The following is a 22,672-nucleotide window of genomic DNA, read 5'->3' on the forward strand; positions in this document are numbered from 1 at the left end:
TCGGAGCAGCCGCACTCGGCACGCGTGGCACTCGACCTGATGGGCCGTCAGTTCAGCGGAAACGGGGAGATCTATCAAGGGGTGCGTGCGACTGACCGCCGAACGACTCCACTTGTCGGGCCGGGTTCTTGCCCATACGCTCAATCTGATGGACCGTCAGATATGAGTTGATGAAACGGCCAGCGGCAGGGGGCAACGACGTGCTCGACAGTCAGGACGGCTCGCAGGACATCCCGAAGGTGATCAGCGTGGACGACCACGTGATCGAGCCTGCGCACCTCTTCAGGACGTGGCTTCCGGCCAAATACCGGGAGCAGGGCCCGCAGCCCTTCACGGCGGGCATCGGCGACCTCCAGTACATCGGCGGGAAGTACCGGTTCACCACGGACCCGGCCGGACAGCAGACCGACTGGTGGCGGTACGAGGGCGAGCTCTTCCCGTACAAGCGCATCATCGCCGCGGTCGGCTTCTCGCGCGACGAGATGACCCTCGACGGCATCACCCGCGAGCAGATGCGGCGCGGTTGCTGGGACCCCAAGGCGCGGCTGGCGGACATGGACCTCAACCACGTCGAGGCCTCCCTCTGCTTTCCGACCTTCCCCCGGTTCTGCGGCCAGACCTTCGCCGAGGCCAAGGACAAGGAGGTGGGACTGGCCTGCGTCCGGGCGTACAACGACTGGATGGTGGAGGAGTGGTGCGGCGACAGCGGCGGACGGCTGATCCCGCTGTGCCTGATCCCTTTGTGGGACGTCGAGTTTGCGGTGGCGGAGATCAGGCGCAACGCCGCCCGCGGGGTGCGCGCGGTGACCTTCTCCGAGATCCCCACCTACCTCGGGCTGCCGTCCATCCACTCCGGCTACTGGGACCCGTTCTTCGCGGCGTGCGAGGAAACCGGCACCGTCGTCAACATGCACATCGGCAGCAGCTCGCAGATGCCCGCCGCCTCCCCCGACGCGCCGCCCGCCGTCCAGGCCGCACTGAGCTTCAACAACGCGATGGCCTCGATGATGGACTTCCTGTTCAGCGGAGTCCTGGTGAAGTTCCCGCGGCTCAAACTCGCTTACAGCGAAGGGCAGATGGGCTGGATCCCGTACGCCCTGGAGCGCGCCGACGACGTGTGGGAGGAGCACCGCGCCTGGGGCGGCGTGAAGGACCTGGTCCCCGAGCCGCCGTCCACGTACTACTACCGGCAGATCTTCTGCTGCTTCTTCCGGGACCGGCACGGCATCGAGGCGATCAAGACGGTGGGCGTCGACAACGCCACCTTCGAGACGGACTATCCGCACGTCGACTCCACCTGGCCGCACACGAAGCAGGTGGCGGCCGACCATGTGGCTGGGCTGTCCGACGACGTGGTCTACAAGCTGCTCCGCGGCAACGCCATCCGCATGCTGGACCTGCCCTTCGACGCCGACCGGAGGCCGACCGCCGTCTGACCTGTACGGCAGGGGTAGCGCTGGGGCCCGCGCCTCCCGGCGCTACGGTTCCCCTGTGATCCTTCTAGGAGGCGGTCGGATGGACAGCCACACGTCACAGGCACTGCTGACGCTCGGGCGCTGGTACGTCCGCCACGCCCCCGGCGCGATCGGCAAGGCCTCCCTGGCGGCCGGGTACCTCAACCAAGGGCTCCGCGATCAGCCGCGGCGGCGGATCGTGCGCACTCGCTCCGGGGCGCGGATGGGTGTGGACACCCAGGACATCATCCAGCGCTACCTCTACCTGTTCGGTGTGTGGGAACCACACATGACCCGCTGGCTCCGGGGGCGGCTGCGGCCGGGTGACGCCTTCATCGACGTGGGCGCGAACATCGGCTACTACTCCCTTCTGGCGTCCCAACTGGTGGGCGCCGGCGGCCAGGTGGTGGCCATCGAGGCATCGCCGGTGTTCCACCGGCGGCTCGTGCGCCAGGCCGCGCTGAACCGGCGCACCAACATCCGTGCCGTGAACGAGGCCGTCGCCGATTCCCGCAGGACGCTGACGTTCACCCTCGCCAGCTCCCACAACATGGGCGCCAACAGCATCGTCCCGTACGAGGGCCCGGCGGAATCCAGCTTCGAGGTCGAGGCCCGCCCGCTCGCCGAAGTGCTGAGCGCCGCGGAGGTCGCCCGCGCTCGCGTCATCAAGATCGACGTCGAAGGCGCGGAAGGGAGCGTCGTGCGGGGCCTGGCTCCGGTCCTCGACCGGCTTCGTCCCGACGCGGAGATCACGGTCGAGGTGACCCCGGTGCGAATGGCCCAACTGGGCGACCGTGCGGAGGAGTTGATCGCCACCATGCGGGCCCACGGGTTCCACGCGTACCGGATGGCGAACGACTACGCCCCGCAGAGCTATCCGGCGGCCCTGCACGCCACGACGCCCGAAGTCCCCGTCCGCCTGCGTACCGCGGTGGCCGGCGAGAGCGACCTGGTGTTCTCGCGGACGGACGCCGAGACCCTTCCCTAGGCAGTGCCCGCCGGGTACCGCCACCCGAGCCCGGCCAGCGCCGTGGCGCGCGCCTCCACGACGGCCATCCGGGCATCGCGCTCGGCGGTGTCGGTGTGGGCGGCCTGACCGGTCGCCTGGCCGGGCCACTTGCGGTAGAGGAGGCCGGGCTCCGCGGTGAACCAGCCGCGGCTGACGGCGTTCAGCGCGAGCAGCAGGCCGGTGTCCTCCGATGCGGGCAGAGCCATCCATCCGCCGAGCGCGAGGAGCAGGTCGCGGCGGACGAAGAGGGCGGCCGGGTGCACCGGGGCGCGGAAGTCGTGCGCCTTCCAGTAGGCGAGCACCTCGCCCCGCTCCAGCGGGCCGCCCGCCGGATCCCCCTCGAAGCCGACCGTGGAGCCGTCGGGCAGGAAGTCGAGCACCCGGGACGTCGCCCAGCCGATGGCGGGGTCCGCTTCGAGCGCGGCGAGGTCGCGCGCCAGGCAGCCGGGGGTGAGCTGGTCGTCGGCGTCCAGGACCTTCACGTAGTCGCCGTCGGCCTGTGCGAGTGCAATGGTCCGGGCGACTCCCGGGCCCCCTGGCCGGCCCTGCCGGAAGGTCACCCGGCGGTCGTGCGGGACGTATGGCTGGACATCGTCGGTGAAGCCGTCCTCCTGGACCAGCCAGTGCCACTCCCACCCGTCGGGCAGCTCCTGGGTGCGCAGCGACTCGTACGCCTCGGGCAGATACCGGGCCGAGGGGCCGTGGACGGCGGTGAGGACGATGATGCGCCGGGGCACGGCGGTCACCACCTTTCCGGGGAGTGGTGAACTGCGGGGTGGCACGAAAAGACCCGACCGCTGGCGACGGGGGATGCACCAGCGATCGGGCTATGGCCAACACTAACAACGAGGCTCGTCCGGCGGGAGTCAACTGCGCGACCGCAATGACGAGTTGTGATCGACATCACGCCGTCCGGTTACGTATCGCAAGGGGGTGCGTACGAGAGGCGGGGCAGGTTTTCGTGCCATTTGTCCGGAGTCAGTACGCCTTGGGTGGTCGAGCAGATGCGGCTGATGGCCTCGCCGGCGTCCAGGTTCCACAGCCGGACGGTGTCGCTGCCGCTCGACACCCCGAGCAGATGGCTCCCGGGGCTGAACGACAGGAAGTTCCCCGTCTTGGCGTTGGGGCTCATCGACTGCCCGATGGGGGCGGTCTGCGCCGGGTCGGTGACGTTCCAGAGCCGGACCGTGTTGTCGTTGCCGCCGCTGGCCAGGGTGCGGCCGTCCTGGCTGAACGTGAGCGACACGACCGCTTCGGTGTGGCCGACGAGGGGGGAGCCGAGCCGGGTGGCCCGCGCGGGGGAGGCGATGTTCCAGAGCCGGACCGTGTCGTCGTCGCTGCCGCTGGCCAGGGTGCGGCCGTCCGGGCTGTAGGCGAGCGCGTTGACGGGGCCGAGGTGCCCGGTGAGCGGCGAGCCCAGCGGGGCGACGTGCCGCGGGTCGGTGACGTTCCACAGCCGGATCGTGGTGTCCGCGCTGCCGCTGGCCAGCGTGTGGCCGTCCGGGCTGAAGACGAGGGAGTTGACGTAGCCCCGGTGGCCGGTGAGCGGGGCCCCGAGCGGAACGTTGTGGGACGGATTGCTGACGTCCCACAGCTGGATCGTACGGTCGTCGTAGGCGGTGGCCAGGGTGCGCCCGTCCGGGCTGAAGGCCAGCGCGTCGGGGCCCGAGAACCGGGTCCGCAGCGGGATGGGTGAGCCGTACGAGACGGGCCGGGCCGGGTCGGTGACGTTCCACAGCTGGACCCTCTGGCTCCCCAAGAACACGGCGAGTGTGCGACCGTCGGGGGAGAACGCCAGGTCACGCAGGTCGCCGGGGCCGGGCACGAACGGCACGCTCAGCGACACCGGCCGACCCGGAGCGTCCACGTTCCACAGCCGCACCCGGTCGTCGCTCGCGGCCGTGGCGAGCACCCGCCCGTCCGGGCGGAACGCTCCGATCCGGCCGGTCATGTCCGATGTCGGTATCGACCACAGGCGGACCTTGCTGTCGCCGCTCCCGGTGGCGAGGGTGCGGCCGTCGGGGCTGAAGCCCAGGGCGTACATCTCGCCACTGCTCCCCGCGAGGGGCTCGCCGACCTGCGAGGGATAGGCCGGATCGGTGACGTTCCACAGGCTGGCCGTGCTGTCCGCGCTGCTGGCGGCCAGCATGGTTCCGGCCGGGTTGAAGGCCACCGACCAGATGGGACCGGTGTGGCCGGTGAGCGGTGAACCGAGCGAGGCCGGGTGATGGGGGTCGGCCACGTTCCAGAGCCGGACGGTGTCGTCCGAGGCGCCGCTGGCGAGGGTGTGGCCGTCGGGGCTGAACGCCACGGAGTGCACCGTGCTCGTGTGGCCGGTCAACACGGTGTCGATCCCCACCGGATGGCCCGGGTCCGTCATGTCCCACAGCCTGACGGACCCGTTGTCGCCGCCCGCCGCCAGCGTCCGTCCGTCGGGGCTGAACGCCACGCAGCGCACTGCGGCACTGTGGCCGGTCAGCACACCGCGCGGGGTCGGCCGGTGGGGGTCGGACACGTCCCACAGGCGGACGCTGTGATCCTCGTTGGCGGTGGCCAGCGTGTGTCCGTCCGGGCTGAAGGCGACCAGGTAGACCGTGCCGCCCTCGCCGGTCAGGGGCGCGCCGATCGGTTGCGGGCGGCTGGGATCGCGTACGTCCCACAGCCGAACCGTGCCGTCGTCCGAAGCACTGGCGAGGGTGTGCCCGTCCGGGCTGAAGACCGCGCTGCTCACCCAGCTGGTGTGGCCGGTGATGGGCTGGCCCAGGGGTTTGGGACGGGCCGGGTCCGACACGTCCCACAGCCGTACGGTCCGGTCGTAGCTGGCGGTGGCGAGCGTGCGCCCGTCCGGGCTGAACGACGTGAGGTAGACCGCGCCGGTGTGGCCGAGGAGCGGGGTGGCCAGCGGCGCGTTCACGATCGAGATCAGCCGGTTGTTGGTGCCCTCGTCGTCGGGCCTCAAATGGTGCGCCACCAGGGCGAGTTGAGCCGAAAGGGATGGGTCCGAGTGCTGCACGCGGTCGGCTTCGGCGACCACCTGCTCGAACACGGCGTCGTCGCGCTGCTGCCAGGCGACCACCGCCGCGCCGACGGCGAGCATCGCGAGGACGACCAGGGCCGACACCGCGGCCCGGCCGATCCAGACCGTGCGCCTGCGCAGTTTGACCGACGCGGCGAGGAAATCGACCGCGACCCGGGTCAAGAAGGTGTCACCCGAGGACTTCGCCCAGGTATGGGCCTGTTCGAGGCGGGACCCGCGGTAGAGCAGGGACGCGTCGCGGCTCGACCCCTCCCAGGCCCTGCCGTCCTCATCAAGACGCTGGCGCAGCAGGTTGCCGGTCCGGTCCTCGTCGATCCAGTCGCGCAGCCGCGGCCAGGCGTGGAGCAGCGCTTCGTGGGTGATCTCCACAGTGTCCGAGTCGAGGGTCACCAGCCGGGCGCGCACCAGCGCTTCGAGCGACTCCTCCGTCTTGCCCGAGTCCGTCGACTCCTCCGCCAGCTGGCGGCGCGTCCCGCGCCTGCGGGTGGCCTGGGTGTCCTCGCCCAGCCTGACCAGCCGGAGCAGGAGCAGCCGCGCGGCCGTGCGGGCCGCCGGATCGAGACTGGACCAGGCCTGCTCGGCGGTCGCTGCCACCGCGCCCTGGATCCCGCCCGCCGCGCGATAGCCGGCCAGCGTCAGCCGTCCCGCCTTCCGCCGCTGCCAGGTGGCGAGCAGGGCGTGGGACAGCAGCGGCAGCGCCCCCGCGTTGCGCGCCCCGCGCGGGCCGTCGGCGCTCACTTCCCGGACGATGAGCTCGGCGAGGCCGGGTTCGAGTTCCATGCCCACGGCCTTGGCCGGACCGGTCACCGCCTCGCGCAGCTCAGCGGTGGTCAGCGGCCCGAGCACCATGTGCCGGTGCTGGAGCGCGTCGGCAAGTTCCGGAAAGGCCAGGCACTGCTCGTAGAAGTCGGCGCGTACGCCGAGGACGACGAGCACGGGCGCCCGTTCACCCTCGGCGGGTGTGCTCGCGGCGTGCAGGAGCTGGATGAACGTACGCCGGTGCGCCTCGTCGGCGCAGAGGGTGAAGGCCTCCTCGAACTGGTCCACGATGACGACCGGAGGGGCGGGGGAGGGGGCGCCACCTGGGATGGCCGAGGGTGCTGTCCTGCCCGGCGTGGGGGCGGACGCTCCCCTTGAGGACGCCGTCTTGTGCGGGGTGGGTGCCTCGCCCGGGACGGGGGAGGAGGCCTCGCGGCGGGCCCACGCCGAGACGGCCGCCCGCACCGCCCGCCCGAACTCCGCGCTACCGGGCCGCTTCGCGGCGGAGGGCCGTACGCCGGGTTCGTGCGCGGCCGACTCCTCCGCGGCCCGGATGACGGGTACCAGCTCGGGTATCCGGCGGCCCAGCTCCCGCAGCGGGTCGGCGCCCGGCACGAGCTGGAGCACCTCCCGCGCGCGGCCGTTCCCGCCGCCGAGCGCGCCGTCGTGCAGCGTGGGCACCAGGCCGGCGTTCAGGAGCGAGGACTTTCCGGCTCCCGAGGCGCCGACGAGCATGACCAGGCCGCCCGTCTCCTCCACCGCGCGGAGCTGGGCGACGAGGCACTCCGTACTGCGCTCCCGGCCGAAGAACCACCGGGCGTCCTGTTGGCGGTAGGAGGCGAGCCCCCGGTACGGGCACACGCCGGCGGGGACGGCCGGGGCTTCGGCCGGGGTCCCTTCCTTGTCCTCGGCGGACGACGCGGGACGGTCGCCGACCGGATCGGCGACGGCGCGCTCCCACAGGCGCTGCCACTGGGTCAGGTCGTAGAGGCCCGGCGACACGGGTACGGGCCGGGCCCGACGCGCCTCGGGTATCAGGATGTGCAGGACCACGGCGAGGGCGGCGAACTGGGCGGGTACGTTCTTGGCCCGCCGCCAGTCGCTGATCCGCTGGGCGGACACCCGCACCGGCCGCCCTCGTTCGTCGACCCGCTGAAGTCGGACGACGGCCTCGGAGACGCGCTTGAGGGGAGGGTCGCCGGCCTCCTTGTACAGCAGCGCGAGGCGTTCCGCGAAGGCCGTGCGTGTCCCTGAGTCGGAACTCAAGGTCTCCACCCCTTACCTCACCGCGCCTGAACGTCCGGACCGGAAAACCCACCCTATATGGCTGACCTGCGAATAGGCCCTGGGCCGGACACCGGAACCTCTGCGGCCGAGGGCCCGGGTGGCAGGATCTCATGCAGTAGCGCAGCACCGACCGTATGGTCCGGAACCGGTCCTCACAGGGGAGGGACCGGTGCCGGACCACATGGGCAGCGAGGTGTCAGGCGCGGGCCCGTCAGCCGGGGGTGTCGAGAGCGGCCAGGATGTCGGCCGGTTCCGCACGGACGGTGTAGTCGGTGTCGACGAAGGCCCAGCGGATGGTGCAGTCGCGGTCGATGACGTACGTCGCGGGCAGCGGCAGGGTGCGGGAGTGGCCGCCGTTGACGCGCCGGAGATCGAAGCCGAACGTGTCGTAGAGGGCGCCGAGCTCAGGCGGGGGCCTTGTCCCCAACACCGAGGGCGCGCTCGGCCAGCTCGGACGCGGCCAGTTCCCGACCGCCCCGCGCCATGACCTCACGCAGATCGGCGGGGGCCTGCTCGGCGAACGCGTCGTAAACGGCGCGGAGCTCGGCGCCGAGACTCATGGGGCGGTTCCTCCTGGGAAGTCTTGGAATAGCCGTTCCGGGATGGGGTGGTGCGGGACGGCGCGGGACGGGTGGGACACGGCGCGGGACAGGACCGGTGCGGTGGGGACGACGCGGTTGGGCGGCCGTCCGGCGCGGTACGGCTCGGCTCGCTCGCCGGTGAGGGGCGCCCGCGTCGGCGTCGACACGGGCGTCGGCGTGCCGGGACGGTCGAAACGGGGCGATGCGTCTGTGTCGCCATGGGCGTCGATACGGGCATTGGCGTGCCGGGTCCGCCGGTGAGGGGCGCCCGCATCGGCATGGACACGGGCGTTGGCGCCTCGGGGCCGTCGGAGGGGGCGATGCGTCCGCGTCGCCGTGGGCGTCGGCACGGGCATTGGCGTGGACCTGGCCGGGCCGACTTGGGCCGGACCTGTCGGCCCTGGGCCTGAGCCGACCCGGGCGTCACGCGGGCGTCACCCGGACGTGCCGCGCGGACGGCTGAGCCGATGACCCCCGGGTCCGCAACGGACCTGGGGGTCATCGGCTAGGCACCGCGTTGTCAATGGACCGCGGTGCTATCGGCCCTGGCCCTGGCCCTGTAGCAGCAGCCAGACCAGCGTCGCGACCGCGACACCGACACCGAGCGCGATGCCCAGTGCCGGGTTGAGGAACGCGATGTAGCTGACCATCGCGAACACCAACACCACCACCAGCGCGATCAGCGTCCTGTTCTCGTTCGGCATGGGCACTCCACGTTCTCGGCCACATCCCAGGAGGGTTCTCTCCACGGGCGGCGCGCGCGTCCCGCCCCGCGCCGGTCTTCGGGGGCGGCTCGCACACGGAATACGGAATACGGAATACGAATATGGGGAATCCGCGCCCCTCTCCGTGCAACAGAGCCGCGCCAGCCGGTCGTTCGCGCTGATCGGACGCCCGGCGTCGCCTGCGCTGACGCTAGGAGACAAACACCTTCTGCGCGGAGTTCAACCCCGGCCCGCCGACCGGCTGGGCCAGTGCCGCCGTGCTGAACGTCAGGGCGACCAGCAGCGCGCACTCACCCAGCGCGGGGGCCGGTGGTCGAAGCCGGCTCCGATGGAGGGGCCGAGGGCTGCCCCCACGTTCAGGGGCGCGGTCGCGAACGTTCCGCCCAGGGAGGGGACTTCGGTATCCGCGTACAGCGCCTGGGCGATGAGGGTCGATCGGACGGTGAACGACAGCACCCCCCGGACGAAGACCAGCAGGAACGTCGCCACCATGGTGCCCGCGGCGGCCGTGAACAGCGTCCAGCCGACGAGCAGGGCCAGACCGCCGGGAACCAGGAGTCGCATGGGCCGCGCGGCCGACTTACGGCCACCGACGATCACACCCGCGAACGCCCCGAGCGCAAGCACGACGGTGCCCAACTACCCCTGAAACCACTGGCGTTGATGACGGCGATGAGCCAGGTAGGTGAACGTGCAGAACGCCCCGGCGTTCACCAGGCCGCCGAGGGCCAGCATGACGAGTAGCCACGGGCCGGACCGCCCAGGACCCGCAGCTCACGGCGCACGCTGGGCGAGGATTCGCCCGGCGAGGATGAGAAAGCGGGTGTGGGCCTGGCGTGGGCGTGGTTTCGTCCGGGCACGGAGGCTCGGTGGCCATGGGCCCTGGCGTGGGTTCGCCCGGCACGGAAGGCTTGGGCGTTGGTCCTGGCACCCGCGCGGGCGCGCACCCGGCGTTGAGCAACGTCGGGCGCGGGCGCCGCCGTCCTCACCGGGCTCGCCCGGCGCCGACGGAACCGCCGACGCGGGCCGCCCCGGCACCGATCGTACGATCGCGAAGATGACGGGTGCGCAGACGAGAGCCACGACCCAGAACGCCGGGCGCCATCCCCGCAGTTGATCCGCCCCGGCGCCCGCGGGCACCCCGGCGATGCAGGCGAGGGTGACACCACTGAGGCGAACGGAGACGGCCCGCCCCCTGGCGTTGGGCTCGACCATGCTGGTCGCCGTCGCCGTCGCCGTCGCCGTCGCCGTCGCCGTCGCCGTCGCCGTCGCCGTCGCCGTCGCCGTCGCCGTCGCGAGGCCGACGTCGAGGAATCCGGCGTTGGCCAACGCCCCGACGGCACGGCTCATGCGCAGGACGTCGAAGCTGGTGGTGAGCGCCCGGCGGCATGGACGATCAGGAATGCGACCAGGGACGCGACCAGAGACGCGATCAGGAAGGGCGATCAGCAAGGCGGCGAGCAAGGCGGCGAGGAAGGCGACCAGGGCCCGCCGCCGGGAGCACCGCCGGTAGCGCCGCCTGGAGCACCGCCGTGGCCGCTCGGGACCGCGCGCGGCCGCTCAAGCGCCGCAGCTGCGTTGCGTCTCAGCGGAAAGCGGCGATATTGCGGGCGACCCAGTCGTTGAAGGGGCGCGGAGCTCGGCCGAGGACTCGATTCACGTCGGGGCTGATCCGCAGTTCGGCGGGGTTCGGGGCGGCGATGATGTCCAGGGTGTCGTCGGCGAGCTCCGGCGGCACGAACTGGGTCATCGCAGCCTTGGCCTCCTCGCGGGTGAGCTCGTGGAACCGTACCGGCGAGCCGAGTGCGACGGCGATGGTCTCCGCCTGCTGACGCGGCGTGATCACCTCCGGCCCGGTCAGCTCGAAGACCTGCCCGGTGTGCCGGTCGTCCAGCAGGCAGGCCGCCGCGACTTCGGCGATGTCCGCCGGGTCGACGACCGGAACCCCGACATCACCGAAAGGTGCGGCGACCATGCCTTGCGTGCGGACGGACTCCGCCCAGGCCAAGGCGTTGGAGGCGAAGCCGCCCGGTCGCAGGACGGCCCAGTCCAGGCCGGACTCCCGCAACGCGTCCTCCACCGCGCGCATCGCGACCCGCGACGGGCCGAGCGGCCTGGTCGACACGCCCTGCGACGACAACAGGACGACCCGGCTGACCCCGGCCGCCGCAGCCAAGCCGATGATGTCGGACGGCCTGGCTTCGGGGGCGTGAAGATCGCCGGACAGCAGAAGGAACAGCGCCTTCGCCCCCTCCAACGCGGACGTGAGCCCCGCCGGCTCGGCCAAGTCGGCCAGCACGTGCCGGACCCCGTCCGGCATCGCCACCGCGTGCCGTGACACCGCCGTCACCTGCTCGCCCGCCTCGGTCAGGGCCTGCGTCAAAGGCCGGCCCACGTTCCCGGTAGCTCCGGTCACCACGATCATGTTCAGCTCCTACTCCGTTGTGCGCTTGGGTAGTTGACGCTAGGAGCCGGGCTTACTTTTCGTAAGAACATACCCAGAGGTAAGCTCCGGACATGAGGGAAGGCGCGCAGCTGAAGCAGGCCGGGACAGCCAGCCGGTATGAGGTGTTTCACACCGACTGCCCCGCGCGCGACGTGGTGGACCACATAACCAGCAGGTGGGGTGTGTGGGTGCTGATCTCCTTGCGCAGGAGCGACCTTCGGTTCTACGAGCTACGCGACAGCATCCAGGGCATCAGCGAGAAGATGCTCGCTCAGACCCTGCGCGCCCTGGTCCAGGACGGCCTCGTCCGGCGTGAGGTCGAGCCGACGACACCACCCCAAGTGACGTACGGACTAACCGAGTTCGGCCAGGAGGTCGGCCAACCGCTGACGGACTTGTTCGACCGGATCACGCAGCGGCTGACGCCGCCCAGCGCGGAATAGTGCGGTAGCGATCGGCCTCAAAGGCGCATCCAGACCTGACCTGTTGGGCTCTAGGCGTGAGCTGTGGGGCCCGACACCACGACCTGTTGGGGCCGGGGGCCATGACCTGTTGGGGTCCGACACCATGACCTGTTGGGGCCGGGGGCCATGACCTGTTGGGGGCTGAGACCATGACCTGTTGGGCCCGAGACCATGAGCCTGCGGGTCCGAGGTCATGACCTTGATGCAATGACCTCACGCGCCGAGGCGCCCACCGACCACTGGCCTCCAACCACGCGCCGACCGCGGCTTCGACATTGAGGCGGTCGCCTGAGGCGGAAGGCTTCGCTCCGCGTCGAGCAACGCGTCGTCTGTCTGATGACCCGTCAGGCTCGTTACGACTACCGCCCCTTGGGCGACGGAACCCATGAGTGCTCCTCGCTAAATAGCGGGGTCAATTCGCCCGTGACAGAACGAAGACGTAGCGGGGAACCAGCCGTAACTCGGTGCGGGATACAAATAGTGTCGACCGCACGCACCGCGCCACTTGCTGGGGGATCACGATGAAGTTCACCCGTACCGCCGCGCTCGCCGCCATCGGCCTCGCCGCCACGCTTTCGCTCACCGCCTGCAATAACGGTGACGATTCCGGAGCGGCCCCGTCCGCCAAGGGCCCCTCCTCCTCGTCCTCGTCTTCGGGCGGCGAATCGAGCTCGGGCAGCGGGTCGGGCTCCGGCGGCGCGCAGACGGGCAAAGCGAAGCCGGGCTCCGGCGGCAACTCCTCGTCGTCTGCCGGTGCCGGGAACGGCTCGGGGAAGAGCAAGTTCTGCCGCACGAGCGACCTGACCATCGAGGCCGCGGACAGCTCGCCCGACAAGAAGACGGGCGACATCACTGTCCAGATGACCAACAAGGGCGCTAGCACCTGCTCGGTGACGGGCTTCGCGGGCGTCGACCTGAAGGACGCCGACGGCACCTCGGCCCCCGTCGAGCGCGGCCATGAGCAGCCCCGTATCACCGACCTGAAGAACGGCGACACGGCCACCTTCAGCATCTCGTACCCGGTCGACAGCAGCGGCAAGAGCCTGTCGAAGCCGACCAGCATCGTGGTGACGCCTCCGAACGAGACGCACAGCGTGTCCCTGAAGTGGCCCGCGAACGCACTGCCGCTGGCCGGACCCTACGACAGCAGGATCCAGGTCCACCCGGTCGGCATAGCCAACTGAGCCGCCGCGGATACCGGCCTTCGCGGGCGTGCGTGGCGCCGTGTGGCGCCCTCCGAGCCTTCCGGGCTGGGGTGCACGAGCACCCAGGCAGGCTCAAGCGGTGTCCAGGCGCCCGCACCGAAGGCAATATGCGCCCTCCCCCCTCCCTCTCCCACCCCCGATCTAAGAGTCAGAAGAGGTCTCGATGGCGCCCAGGCGCTGGGTCTGCGCGTCGTACTCCCTCAGGACCTCCCGAAGGTGCTCAAGTGCCTCTTGCGGGATGTCCGGGGGAGCGGAGTCGGTTACATACCGGGCCGCCGCCACCAGCGCGGCCATTTCGTAGGCGTGGGACGTGACGCGCAGTACGCCGGGCCGGGCCCATTCAAGCTGCATCATCCGGCCGATGACTTGATGTATTCCTTGACCTGCTCCAGCTCCTGGGCGAAGGCGTCGTAGTCCTCGCGGATGCCGTTGATGTACGCGCTCCAGCCGAGACTGGTCTTGGCGTAGTGGACTGCCTCCTGGATCTCCTCGTCCGTGGCCCCGAAGAGCTTCGCGGCCTCTGTGTGGAAGAGGGTGCAGTAGTGGCATTTCGTCTCGGAGTGCAGGCCCACCCCGATGAGTTCCTTGTACTTGTTCGGGATGAGTGTTTCACCGAGTTCTAGCTTCTTGAAGATCGCCCACTCGTGTTCCAGCAGGTCATCCGGTATACGGGAGAAGAAGTGCGGAACGAGTCCCAGCGTTTCCTTGATCTCCGCCTCGACCTCGCCGCGATTTCGGCCAGTCATCCTGACCACTGCCTCTCAATCAAGCGGATACGCGGTGTATGTCTGATTTTATTCGCCGGTAAGGGCATGCGGCGAACTGGTGGAGCAGGCCTGCTCGACCACTGCGTTGCGTCCCCGGATCCCGGCCGCCGGCTGGTCCACGACGGGATCGGTGTGGGCCGCCTCCAAACGGACGGTGCCCCCCTCCATCCCGGCGTCGGCCGATCCCCCGCCGGAGGCAAGTGCGCCGCCTCCGAAGCGGTAGTCACAGATAGACACGCACCCAGAAACAGGTGAGGCACCTACAGTTTCCTGTAGGTGCCTCACCTGGTGTTTCAGCTGTCGGGGTGGCGGGATTTGAACCCACGACCTCTTCGTCCCGAACGCGATCAAGGGCTCTCGGCCCTGGTCACATGTCCTGTGGGCTCGACATCTACCCGCCGGGTGCGTCCGTGGGCGTCCGCGTCCGTACGGCGCAGACTGCTGCGGTTGGCCCCCCGTTTGGCCCCCGAGAAACGGAGATCAGCGGACTACGGGGAGCTCAGGGCTTCAGCCACCGACGACATGGTTCTGATGACCACATCAGCGCCTGCGTCCTCTAGGGCGCGCTCCTTGCCTGGCTTGTTCGCAAAGCCAATGGAGCGTCCGCCCGTAGCTTTCGCGGCCTCCACATCTGTCACTGAGTCCCCGATGAGGGTGCATTCGTGGGGGTGCGTCTCCAACTCGCTGGAGGCCCGCAGCAACGAGTGAGGGTCGGGCTTCATGGCGTCCGGCCAGTACGGGGCCCGACCGACAACCGCGTCGATGAGGTGCCGGAGTTCGTGGACAGTCAGGAACGCTCGGACACATGCCGTTGAGTTGTTGCTGACGATGGCGACCTTACGACCGGAAGCGCGGGCCGCCTCTAGCGCGGCTACGGCACCCGGGATCGGCGGGCCCGCAAGTCGAACGGCTGTCACCTCAGCTTTGGTCAGTTCATCTTCGATCGTCCGCAGGGCAGACTCACCGCCCTGCGGCGCAAGGCGAAGGATCTCCATCGGGTCATCCGTGCCGTAGGCCTTGCTCCCCAAGGCGGCGTCGTACTCCGCCAGGGTCTCCGCAAGGTGGCGCGCGACTTCGAGGGCGGGGTACCCCGCGAACACATCGCAGACAGGCCCGTCGAAGTCGAACAGGACCGCTCGGGTCGCACCGAGGACGGTCGCGAGGGTGCTACTTCCCATCCGGGTCAAAGTCCCTTCCGATGGTCTCCCACACACTGTCGAACCACATGCGTGCCTGGTTCACCTGCTGGGCTCCGCTGGACGACTCGCCCTCGTTCAACGAGTAGTGAAACAGGGTGGCGTCGGCGCCTACCAGGTCGTAGATCTCTATGGCTTCGCCCTGCGTGACGACCTTGTTCGGGCGGATCGGGTAGTACCCGAAAAACGCGTCTTCCTGATTGATCACGTAGAGCTTGAAGAACTGCGTGCCGCTGTGGACGCGCACACTGACCTTCGCCTCACTGACCAGTCCGAGCACGCTCAGCTCGTGCATCGTGTTGGCGATGCTGCGGGTGAAGCTGATCATCATGGCGTGCATACGAGCCCGAAGGCGCGGGTCGTCGCTGCCATCCTCGCGACGGACAGGCGCCGCCTGAGGCAGTGACATATCCGGAACCAGGATGCGGATGTTGATGGTCGATGGGGTGAGGCGCCCGATCCGAATTTTGTCGATCGGCTCCTGAAGCGCCCCGTGCAGCGTCTCGCTGGAGAACCCCGCGAAGTCGATCGACACGTTCTCGCTGGCGAAGGCCTGTTCCACGTACGGCCGCAGGCCTGCCGGCCGTTCGGTGCGGTTCCGTACGTACACGCCGCTTCCCTTGCGGGAGACGATCAGCCCCTCGTCCTCCAGTTCACGGAGGGCTCGCTGGATCGTGGCGCGGGCAAAGCCGTAGGCCTCGGTCAGCTCTTTCTGTGACGGGATCTTGTCGCCGGGGCCCAGCTTCCGAGTCCGGATGGCGGCGCTCAAACTGCTCGCCACCTGCTCGTACGGCGGCCGGTCATCGTCCGGGTCCAGGGGTTCAGGCGTGAACGTCATGCCTCCGATGCTACGGCCTCTTTTCTCGATTAGGGCAGCCAAGATAGTCAGGTGTTGACGTGACTAGCCAGGATGGCTACGTTGTTCTTATCCGAACCGGGCTAGCCAGGTTGGTCAGGTCGATTCGGGTTGTGCTGGCTTGGGATTGCTCGTTTCGAAGGCGGCTTTGGCCGCGCGCGCTGCGGGCCCTGCGCTGGTCGTTCCTTGACAACTGAATGGGGATCACGCCGCCTCTCCTCGGCCAAGTAGGCGGCCACGCGGGTCTCTCGCGTGACGTATAGCGCTACCCCAACCCTCCGCAGCCTGCTGCGGGCCGGTTGCCTCCTCTGCCCGTCCGGGCGCCCTGCGGGGCGGTCGTACGGGCGGGGTTGAGGGGAGCCGGAACATCCCCTTCGTTTCCTTGGAGTCCCCATGGCTGCTGTTGAGATCGTTTCGTTCGGCTACCTGCACGACGCCGCACCGTCGGCGCACCTGACGATCGACCTGCGTCACCACTTCCGCGATCCGCACGTGTCGCCTGAGCTGCGCTACATGACGGCCGACGACGAGCCGGTACGCGCCGCCGTGCTGGGCACGTCCGGCATCACGGACCTGGTGGAGGCCACGGCTACGGCGGTTGCCGCCTTCGCTTCGGGCCCGAGCGCCGGAGCCGTGACTGTCGCCGACGGATGCGCGGGCGGCAGGCACCGAGCCCCGACCTTCGCCCACGCACTCGCTGAGCGGCTGCGCGCAGAGGGCCACCAAGTCACGGTCACCCACCGCGACATGCACCGCCCCGTCGTCCAGCGCTGACCCCAACCGCACGTCCCTCCTCAGCCCCGACCCCGCTGTACGGGGGCCGCGACGGCACCGGATCGAATCCGGCCCGGGGCGCTGGCCGCACCCGTGGCCCGCCGCACCGCTCGCGTGCGGCTTCCACTTCAACGGCACGCGGCCCCGGTGCTCCAACACCGGGGCCGCTTTCGAGCCGTACCACCTGCTAGGGAGACCACGACTCATGAAGAACATCGCTGCACTTCAGACGGCCGTTACCGACCTCCTGCCCGACGCCGAGCCGTCGGCGGCCGAGCTGGACGCGATCGACGTTGAGATGCCGCTGATCCTGGCGGAAGTCGAGTTGCTGGACGCGCAGATCATCACGCTCGACCGCGCCCCGAACGAGCTGGACGCCCGGCGTATCCGGCGGGCCCGCCGCAAGGTGCTGGCCGCCCGCCGGGCACTCACCAACCTGACCGCCGCGCCGGGCACGTCGGGGGTCGGGGCATGAACCGCACCCCCAAGACCCTGCTGGTGCTCGCGCTGGTGGCCGTGGTCGGGATGGCGTTCCGGGTGTCGTGGAACGCGCTCAGGGACGTGGCCCGAGCGATCGGCGCGGACCACACCGCAGCCACCCTCTACCCCTTCGTGGTCGACGGCCTCATGGCGCTGGCGCTGGTCGCCACGCTCGTACTGACCGCCGACGCCCGACGGTTCGCGCTGCGGGTGCTGGGCACCTACACCGCCGCCTCGCTGGTCCTCAACTACGTCCACGGCCTCGTTCCGGCGCTGCACGGTGCGTCGGTCGACTGGGGACGGTTGGCCGACTGGAACCCGGCGAACTGGGCGCTCGTACTGCTCGCCACGTCGCTTCCGGTCGGGTCGATCTACTTCGGGTCCGACCTGGTCGCGAAGGTGCTCCACCACCAACCGGCCCCGATCGCGAATATGGAGGAATCGACCGAGAACGTGAGTAATCGGTCGATGGCTGACCAGGACGAACCTGCCCCGGCGCCAGTCGCAGTGAACCCGGTGCCGATCCCGCGCCCGGTGCAGGTCGGCTTCCTGAAGCCGACTCTCCCGCTCAAGCCGCTGCCCGCGATCGAGCCTGCACCGGTTGGGCCCGTGTCCACGGTGGCGGCCGACTCAACCCGGCCGCGCCGGGCAACCGGTCGGGTCCCCGACATCGCACGGTCGACCCGACCAAAGCGCACCCCGGCCGAACTCCTGCAAGAAGCGCGGGCCGCGTCGGCCGACTGGCCCGACACGCATCTGACGGCCGACCGGCTCCGTAAGACGGTCCACACGTCGGCGGAGAAGGCGCGGGGGCTGCGGGACGCGCTGATCGCTGAGCGGGCCGCGTGATGGCCACGCTTCCGGTTTACCGGTGGCGTCTGGCCCCGGATGGCTTTGCCACCCGCCGCCAACTCCGTGCGCGGGGCCTGCGGCCTCCCCGCCTCGCTCGGCACCTGCGTCCCCTGCTCTTTCCCCTCTGCCTCTCTCTGAGGAGTCTGTGATGGGTAAGCCCGACACCCGGCGTCTTGACCGGGAGATCCAGAACAACGAACGCAAGTTGGAGGCGGTCCAGAACCGGGAGCTGTGGCCACTGAACGGCCGTGAGCGCCGCAGCGTGCTGGCGGGGGTGGTGTCCGGCGCGCGCGGTCTGCACCGTGGCACCGGCACCGACCACGGTGACCGGCGCATCGACACCGCGTGGCAGAGCGCCGAGACCCGCCTGATCGCGGAAATCACCGCGTTGCAGATGGAGCGGCAGCGGGTCGTCACGGAAGCCGCGCGCGCCAAGGCCGCCAAGAAGTCGTCGGGGTGGTGGTGACCGTGGCCGCCCGTGAGACGCCGCCCGGTGAGTGCCCGCAGTGCTGGCAGCACGCCTACGACCGGCGCGTTCACCGCCACCTGAAGCCCCGGCAGGACTGCCCGCAGTGCGTCGACCACATGGTCAACGGCTGCCCCAACGTCGTGCCCAAGAAGCCGTCTAAGTGGTGGTGACCCGCACCCGCCCCGGCCCGCACCACTCCGCACGGACCTTCCGCCCCCGAACCTGGGACAGTCAGGAGTCAACTCCCATGATTTCCAACGTCGTTCGCCTCACCAAAGACACCACCCCCTCGCGGCAGGAGCCGTCCGGGGCGGCGATCCTTGCTGTAGCAGCGCCGGGCGCCGAAAAGCCGCCTGTGCCCCTGTGGGTCCGCTCCGGGCGGGCCGTACGCGGCATCGTCACCCACGAACACACCCGCACCGCTGGACGGTTGGCCGTGCGGCACGGCATGTACGCGGTGGGCGGCGCCCGCATCGTCGCCAAGCGCACGTGGGAGGGCCGCACCGCCACCCGCTACGAACGCATGCTCCGCGCTGCGGAAGCCGCCGGGAACTACGAGGTCGCGGCCGAGTGGGAAGAGCGCGGACAGCGCTTCCGCGACGCCCGCCACCGCCGCCGCATGGACCTCCTTCACTCACCGCTCGACGCCGCCAAGGGCGTGGCCGTAAGTGCCGGCATGGGCGTCGGCTCTCTCATCGCGCTCGGTGTCGTGATGGCGGTCGCGACCAAGGACGTCACCCAGGTCGTCACCCCGCTGATGGCGACGGTGGAGTTCATCAACCTGCTCATCACAGTGGCGACTGTGGTGTGGGGCCCGGCCGTCACGATCGGCCCGTTCCTCGCGCTGCTCGCCCTGTGGGGTGTCGGCCGCCACCAGCAAGCCGCCCCGAACTGGGCGCTCCCGGCAGCGGTGCGCAACGGGGAGGGCGAGCCGATCACCCCGTCCATCGTCGTCAAGGCCCTGCGCGACCTGGGCGTGCCCGCACTGGGGCGGGCCATCAAGGAGATGGGCGACGCGGGTGCGGCGATGCTCGGCCCGATCCGCATCGCCGGATGCGGCGTCGAAGTCGACGTCACCCTCCCCTCCGGGGTCTCGACCAACGAGGTACAGAACAAGCGCCGCAAGCTCGCAGAGAACCTCTCCCGGCATGAGCACGAAGTGTTCATCACCATCCCGCAAGCCGCCCGCACCGTTCGCCTGTGGGTCGCCGACAGTGGCGCGCTGGACGAGCCGATCGGTCCGTCCCCGCTGGTCACGGACGAGACGATGACCGCCGACTACGCCAAGGGCCGCGCCCCGTGGGGCCAGGACCTACGCGGGGACGCTGCGGCCATCAGCCTGTATCAGCGCCACCTACTCATCACCGGTCTCTCGAACCAGGGCAAGACCGTGGCGCTGCGCTCACTGGCTCTGTGGGTGGCGCTGGACAGGTCGGTTCAGTTCCTGATGGGCGACCTCAAGGGCGTGGGCGACTGGGCCATGTTCGACGGTCTGGCCAAGACCCTGATCCAGGGGCCGACGGACGACCACGTGATCCAGGTGACCGAGATGGTCGAAGGTGCGGTGGACGAGATGAACCGCCGCCTCCAGGCACCGCCCGGCACCGTGTTCCCCGCGCTGATCGTGCTGGTCGATGAGGCGCAGGTCGCGTTCATGTGCCCCGTCAAGGACGACGAGAAGCGGCCCTACGGCGGCTCGAAAGCCAACTCCCGGTACTTCATGGCCGTCCGGAAGATCCACAACCAGGGGCGTGCGGTCAACGTCCTGATGTGGCAGGGCACCCAGGACCCCACCGATCAGAACCTGCCCAAGCTGGTCCGTGAAGGCGCCCACACCCGCGCTTCCCTCGCGCTCGGCACGGAGTCTCAGGCCCGGATGGCGCTCGGCGACAAGGCTGTTGACGGTGGCGCCGCCCCGAACCTGCTGCGTCCGGGGCTGGACAGGGGAACGCTGGTCGTCGCGTCCGACGGCATCGCCATCCCCGCCGGGCAAGCGTCCATCACCGTGCGCACGCACTACATCGACGACGACGCGGCCGTATCCATCACCGACCGCGCCAAGGCGCTGCGCGACGGCGTCACCACCCTGCACGTGGTCGAGCGGGGCGAGCAGCGTGACCCGCTCTCCGACATCGCGTCTGTGGTCGGCACGGCCGAGCGGGTGCGGACCAAGGATGTCCTCGCCCGGCTCGCTGCGCTGAACGCGGACGCCTACGGCGAGTGGTCCTTCCTCGATCTCAAGCGCGTCTTGGGCGCCGCCGGGGCCGAGCCCCGCAAGTCCGACGGGGTCATGGTCGTTGACCGTGACCGCGTCGCCCGCGCGCTCGCCAACCGCGACGGCGACGGTTCCGCTTCCGCCGCCTGACACAGGGAGCCGAGCCCCGGCGGGTCAGGGAGGCAGGGAGAACTCCCTGCACCCCTCCCTGACCCGCCTCCCTGGCCCTGAGCTGCGCAAATGATCTGTCAGGGAGTCAGGGAGGCCCGCAGGTCAGCACCCCCGAAACCCCCTCCACAGCGCCCCCGGTAGGGGGTGTCTCTGCCTCCCTGCCCATCTCCCGAAGGGATTCCGCATGTACCCCGACAGCACGCCCCACGGCACCGTGACCGGCGCCGGACTGAGCGAGGCGCAGGCCGAGATGGAGGCGCGCCGGATCATCGCCGACGCCTACCGGCCCACCGCCTACCGCGATGACACCCCAGTCCCTGCCCACGGCGACACCCCGCCCGTCACCCAGCCCGGACGCCCCCCGATGAGCCAAGGCGCCACCGACGCCAGCGTGCTCATGCTCACCGGCGGCGCCACCACGACCATGGTCGGCGGCACCGCCGCCGTGCTCATGTACGTCTCCCAGTTCGCCGACCCGGTCGTGTGCGCCCTCGTGTTCGGCGCCCCCGCCGCCCTCGTGCTCGCCCTCGCCCGGCTTGTCGGACGCGCGAAGCCTGCCCCGGACGTCCACCACCACTACTCGGGTCCCGTCCACCAGGAACAGCGCGACATCCACATCCGTAAGTCGATCTTCAAGCGCAACCACTTCCACGGCTAACCAGGAAGGGCAACACCCGTGATGCGACTCCGCTTGCAGCTCACCGGCTGGTCCCGCCGGACGCTGATCCTGATCGACACCCCCCGCCCCAACTGCCCCAACTGTGAAGGCGACGGCGGCATCGGGTGCGACTACGGCGACCACGAGGGCGAGTACGCGGGCACCGACTGGGAGCCCTGCGACTGCTGGACCGAATGGCGCAGGACCCTGCTGCCGCTCCCACGCCTGCCCCGCCTCCTGCGCCGACGCGTCGACCACCGCGACCCGTGGAGCAACGAACCCCCGTTCTAGCTACGCCAAGGGCGGCCCCCGTCTCGCCAAAGTCACGGGCCGCCCTTGCCTGCCAGCACTTCTCGAAGAACTGGAGACACCCAGCATGACGCAACCCACCGACAACCGGCGAGAGGGCACTCAGGGCCCGTTCCGCCCGGCCGCCAGTGATCTGCTGAGCACCGCGCTCGACCTGGCTCGTGCGGGCCTGCCGGTGCTGCCTCTGCGCCGGGGCAAGGTCCCGTTCGGGAACTGCCCCACGTGCGCGCAGAACGCATGTGGCGGGCGCCCGAACATGAAGAACGCGGGCCCGTGCCTCTGCCCCGACGTGTGCCACGCGTGGGCCGCCGCCACCACTGACCCGGACGTCATCAACTCCCCGACCTGGGGGCGTGCGTGGCGCCGGGCGGTCGGGATCGGCTACCACCCCGGCGGCGCCGGGCTCACCGTGGTCGACCTGGACTCCCCGGCCGCCGTGACCTGGGCCCGCCAGAGCCTGCCGCCCACCCGGACCGTGGCCACCACACGCGGGGAGCACTGGATCTACCAGGGCGCCATCCGCTCAGTGAACGGCGTCCGGGCGGACGTCGACATCAAGTCCACGATGGCCTACGCCCGGTGGCGCGGCACCGGCAGCGGCACCCTAACCGTCCTGCCGGAAGCGGTGCGCGCGCTGGCCGTGAAGCCGTCCACGGTCCGGCGGCCGTCCGTCGTCACGGTGCCCGCGCTGGCCGGTGGTGGGGAATGCCGGCACCGCACTCCCGCCTACCTGGAACGCGGTATCGCCATGGCGGAGCAGCGCATCACCGACGCCCGCAGCGCGGTGCACGCGACGGTCTACCGCACGTTCCTGGCGGTGCTGTCCGTGCACGGCCGGTGCGGCTGCCTCACCGACACCCACACCGCCCGCCTGTTCACCGCAGCCCAGGCCAAGGGCGAGACGGCCCGGCACTGCGCCGACGCGTGGGCCAACGCCCGCACCGCCCTGGGGATGTGA

Annotated in this window: 24 protein-coding genes and 2 pseudogenes; 15 read left to right on the forward strand and 11 right to left on the reverse strand. The window is 70.2% G+C overall.

Features of this window, described 5'->3' with window-relative positions; all coding sequences use genetic code 11:
* Window positions 1-200 precede the first annotated feature (200 nt).
* Both OG522_RS20525 and OG522_RS20530 read left to right on the forward strand, forming a co-directional pair.
* Window positions 201-1,436, forward strand: a complete 1,236-nt coding sequence (locus OG522_RS20525) for an amidohydrolase family protein (RefSeq protein WP_329464445.1) — start codon at window positions 201-203, stop codon at window positions 1,434-1,436.
* A 79-nt stretch (window positions 1,437-1,515) separates the two neighbouring features.
* Window positions 1,516-2,442, forward strand: coding sequence for an FkbM family methyltransferase (locus tag OG522_RS20530; RefSeq protein WP_329464446.1), 927 nt, complete (start codon window positions 1,516-1,518; stop codon window positions 2,440-2,442).
* Here the strand turns inward: OG522_RS20530 and OG522_RS20535 are convergent.
* The 6 genes and pseudogenes from OG522_RS20535 to OG522_RS20560 form a co-directional block, all read right to left on the reverse strand.
* Entirely contained in the window at window positions 2,439-3,200 is a 762-nt protein-coding gene (locus OG522_RS20535; protein ID WP_329464447.1) for a glycosyltransferase family 2 protein, read from the reverse strand. The genes OG522_RS20530 and OG522_RS20535 overlap by 4 nt on opposite strands.
* Window positions 3,201-3,379: 179 nt before the next feature.
* A complete protein-coding gene (locus OG522_RS20540; RefSeq protein ID WP_443074721.1) occupies window positions 3,380-7,534 on the reverse strand; it encodes an nSTAND1 domain-containing NTPase in 4,155 nt (1,384 codons plus the stop codon).
* Between the two features lie 223 nt (window positions 7,535-7,757).
* A pseudogene (locus tag OG522_RS20545) lies at window positions 7,758-7,958 on the reverse strand (AhpC/TSA family protein); the annotation flags it as partial.
* Complete coding sequence (locus OG522_RS20550; protein ID WP_329464450.1) at window positions 7,951-8,106, reverse strand: hypothetical protein; 156 nt, start codon at window positions 8,104-8,106, stop codon at window positions 7,951-7,953. The pseudogene OG522_RS20545 and the gene OG522_RS20550, both read right to left, overlap by 8 nt.
* Window positions 8,107-8,663: 557 nt before the next feature.
* Window positions 8,664-8,831 carry a hypothetical protein gene (locus OG522_RS20555; RefSeq protein WP_329464451.1) on the reverse strand — a complete coding sequence of 56 codons (168 nt, stop codon included), beginning with the start codon at window positions 8,829-8,831 and terminating at the stop codon, window positions 8,664-8,666.
* Between the two features lie 288 nt (window positions 8,832-9,119).
* Window positions 9,120-9,491: a Cmx gene (locus OG522_RS20560; protein WP_329464452.1), complete on the reverse strand. Its 372-nt coding sequence runs from the start codon at window positions 9,489-9,491 to the stop codon at window positions 9,120-9,122.
* A 520-nt stretch (window positions 9,492-10,011) separates the two neighbouring features.
* Between OG522_RS20560 and OG522_RS20565 the strand changes: the two genes are divergently transcribed.
* On the forward strand, window positions 10,012-10,365 hold the full coding sequence (locus OG522_RS20565) for a hypothetical protein (RefSeq protein WP_329464453.1): 354 nt from the start codon (window positions 10,012-10,014) through the stop codon (window positions 10,363-10,365).
* A gap of 72 nt (window positions 10,366-10,437) precedes the next feature.
* Here the strand turns inward: OG522_RS20565 and OG522_RS20570 are convergent, their stop codons facing one another.
* Window positions 10,438-11,277 carry an SDR family oxidoreductase gene (locus tag OG522_RS20570; RefSeq protein WP_329464454.1) on the reverse strand — a complete coding sequence of 280 codons (840 nt, stop codon included), beginning with the start codon at window positions 11,275-11,277 and terminating at the stop codon, window positions 10,438-10,440.
* 92 nt (window positions 11,278-11,369) lie between these two features.
* Between OG522_RS20570 and OG522_RS20575 the strand changes: the two genes are divergently transcribed.
* Window positions 11,370-11,741 (forward strand): winged helix-turn-helix transcriptional regulator, encoded by a 372-nt coding sequence (locus tag OG522_RS20575; RefSeq protein ID WP_329464455.1) that lies wholly within the window; start codon window positions 11,370-11,372, stop codon window positions 11,739-11,741.
* 542 nt (window positions 11,742-12,283) lie between these two features.
* Complete coding sequence (locus tag OG522_RS20580; protein ID WP_329464456.1) at window positions 12,284-12,946, forward strand: DUF4232 domain-containing protein; 663 nt, start codon at window positions 12,284-12,286, stop codon at window positions 12,944-12,946.
* Between the two features lie 162 nt (window positions 12,947-13,108).
* On the opposite strand, the gene OG522_RS20585 is transcribed toward OG522_RS20580, so the two are convergent.
* The 4 genes from OG522_RS20585 to OG522_RS20600 form a co-directional block, all read right to left on the reverse strand.
* The gene (locus OG522_RS20585; RefSeq protein ID WP_329464457.1) at window positions 13,109-13,321 is read right to left on the reverse strand and encodes a hypothetical protein; all 213 of its coding nucleotides are present in this window, start codon (window positions 13,319-13,321) and stop codon (window positions 13,109-13,111) included.
* Window positions 13,318-13,713, reverse strand: coding sequence for a carboxymuconolactone decarboxylase family protein (locus tag OG522_RS20590; RefSeq protein ID WP_329464458.1), 396 nt, complete (start codon window positions 13,711-13,713; stop codon window positions 13,318-13,320). The genes OG522_RS20585 and OG522_RS20590 overlap by 4 nt, the downstream gene beginning before the upstream one ends.
* A gap of 509 nt (window positions 13,714-14,222) precedes the next feature.
* The gene (locus OG522_RS20595) at window positions 14,223-14,912 is read right to left on the reverse strand and encodes an HAD family hydrolase (RefSeq protein ID WP_329464459.1); all 690 of its coding nucleotides are present in this window, start codon (window positions 14,910-14,912) and stop codon (window positions 14,223-14,225) included.
* Window positions 14,902-15,768 (reverse strand): winged helix-turn-helix domain-containing protein, encoded by an 867-nt coding sequence (locus tag OG522_RS20600; protein ID WP_329464460.1) that lies wholly within the window; start codon window positions 15,766-15,768, stop codon window positions 14,902-14,904. Before OG522_RS20600 ends, OG522_RS20595 begins: the two co-directional genes overlap by 11 nt.
* Before the next feature lie 411 nt (window positions 15,769-16,179).
* On the opposite strand from OG522_RS20600, the gene OG522_RS20605 reads away from it, so the two are divergent.
* The 10 genes and pseudogenes from OG522_RS20605 (at window position 16,180) to OG522_RS20645 (ending at window position 22,672) form a co-directional block, all read left to right on the forward strand.
* Window positions 16,180-16,560 carry a RapZ C-terminal domain-containing protein gene (locus OG522_RS20605; protein WP_329464461.1) on the forward strand — a complete coding sequence of 127 codons (381 nt, stop codon included), beginning with the start codon at window positions 16,180-16,182 and terminating at the stop codon, window positions 16,558-16,560.
* 205 nt (window positions 16,561-16,765) lie between these two features.
* Entirely contained in the window at window positions 16,766-17,035 is a 270-nt protein-coding gene (locus OG522_RS20610) for a DUF6284 family protein (protein WP_329464462.1), read from the forward strand.
* Window positions 17,032-17,889, forward strand: a complete 858-nt coding sequence (locus OG522_RS20615) for a DUF2637 domain-containing protein (protein WP_329464463.1) — start codon at window positions 17,032-17,034, stop codon at window positions 17,887-17,889. The genes OG522_RS20610 and OG522_RS20615 overlap by 4 nt, the downstream gene beginning before the upstream one ends.
* Window positions 17,889-17,975, forward strand: a pseudogene (locus OG522_RS41260) (RRQRL motif-containing zinc-binding protein); the annotation flags it as partial. The gene OG522_RS20615 and the pseudogene OG522_RS41260, both read left to right, overlap by 1 nt.
* A 65-nt stretch (window positions 17,976-18,040) precedes the next feature.
* Window positions 18,041-18,358: a hypothetical protein gene (locus OG522_RS20620; protein WP_329464464.1), complete on the forward strand. Its 318-nt coding sequence runs from the start codon at window positions 18,041-18,043 to the stop codon at window positions 18,356-18,358.
* Entirely contained in the window at window positions 18,355-18,531 is a 177-nt protein-coding gene (locus tag OG522_RS20625; protein WP_329467659.1) for a pRL2-8, read from the forward strand. Before OG522_RS20620 ends, OG522_RS20625 begins: the two co-directional genes overlap by 4 nt.
* Window positions 18,532-18,608: 77 nt before the next feature.
* Entirely contained in the window at window positions 18,609-20,726 is a 2,118-nt protein-coding gene (locus OG522_RS20630; protein ID WP_329464465.1) for an FtsK/SpoIIIE domain-containing protein, read from the forward strand.
* A gap of 205 nt (window positions 20,727-20,931) precedes the next feature.
* On the forward strand, window positions 20,932-21,405 hold the full coding sequence (locus OG522_RS20635) for a hypothetical protein (protein WP_329464466.1): 474 nt from the start codon (window positions 20,932-20,934) through the stop codon (window positions 21,403-21,405).
* 21 nt (window positions 21,406-21,426) lie between these two features.
* Window positions 21,427-21,696 carry a hypothetical protein gene (locus OG522_RS20640; RefSeq protein WP_329464467.1) on the forward strand — a complete coding sequence of 90 codons (270 nt, stop codon included), beginning with the start codon at window positions 21,427-21,429 and terminating at the stop codon, window positions 21,694-21,696.
* Window positions 21,697-21,781: 85 nt separating this feature from the next.
* The gene (locus tag OG522_RS20645) at window positions 21,782-22,672 is read left to right on the forward strand and encodes a bifunctional DNA primase/polymerase (RefSeq protein WP_329464468.1); all 891 of its coding nucleotides are present in this window, start codon (window positions 21,782-21,784) and stop codon (window positions 22,670-22,672) included.

Source organism: Streptomyces sp. NBC_01431 (assembly GCF_036231355.1).
GTDB lineage: Bacteria > Actinomycetota > Actinomycetes > Streptomycetales > Streptomycetaceae > Streptomyces.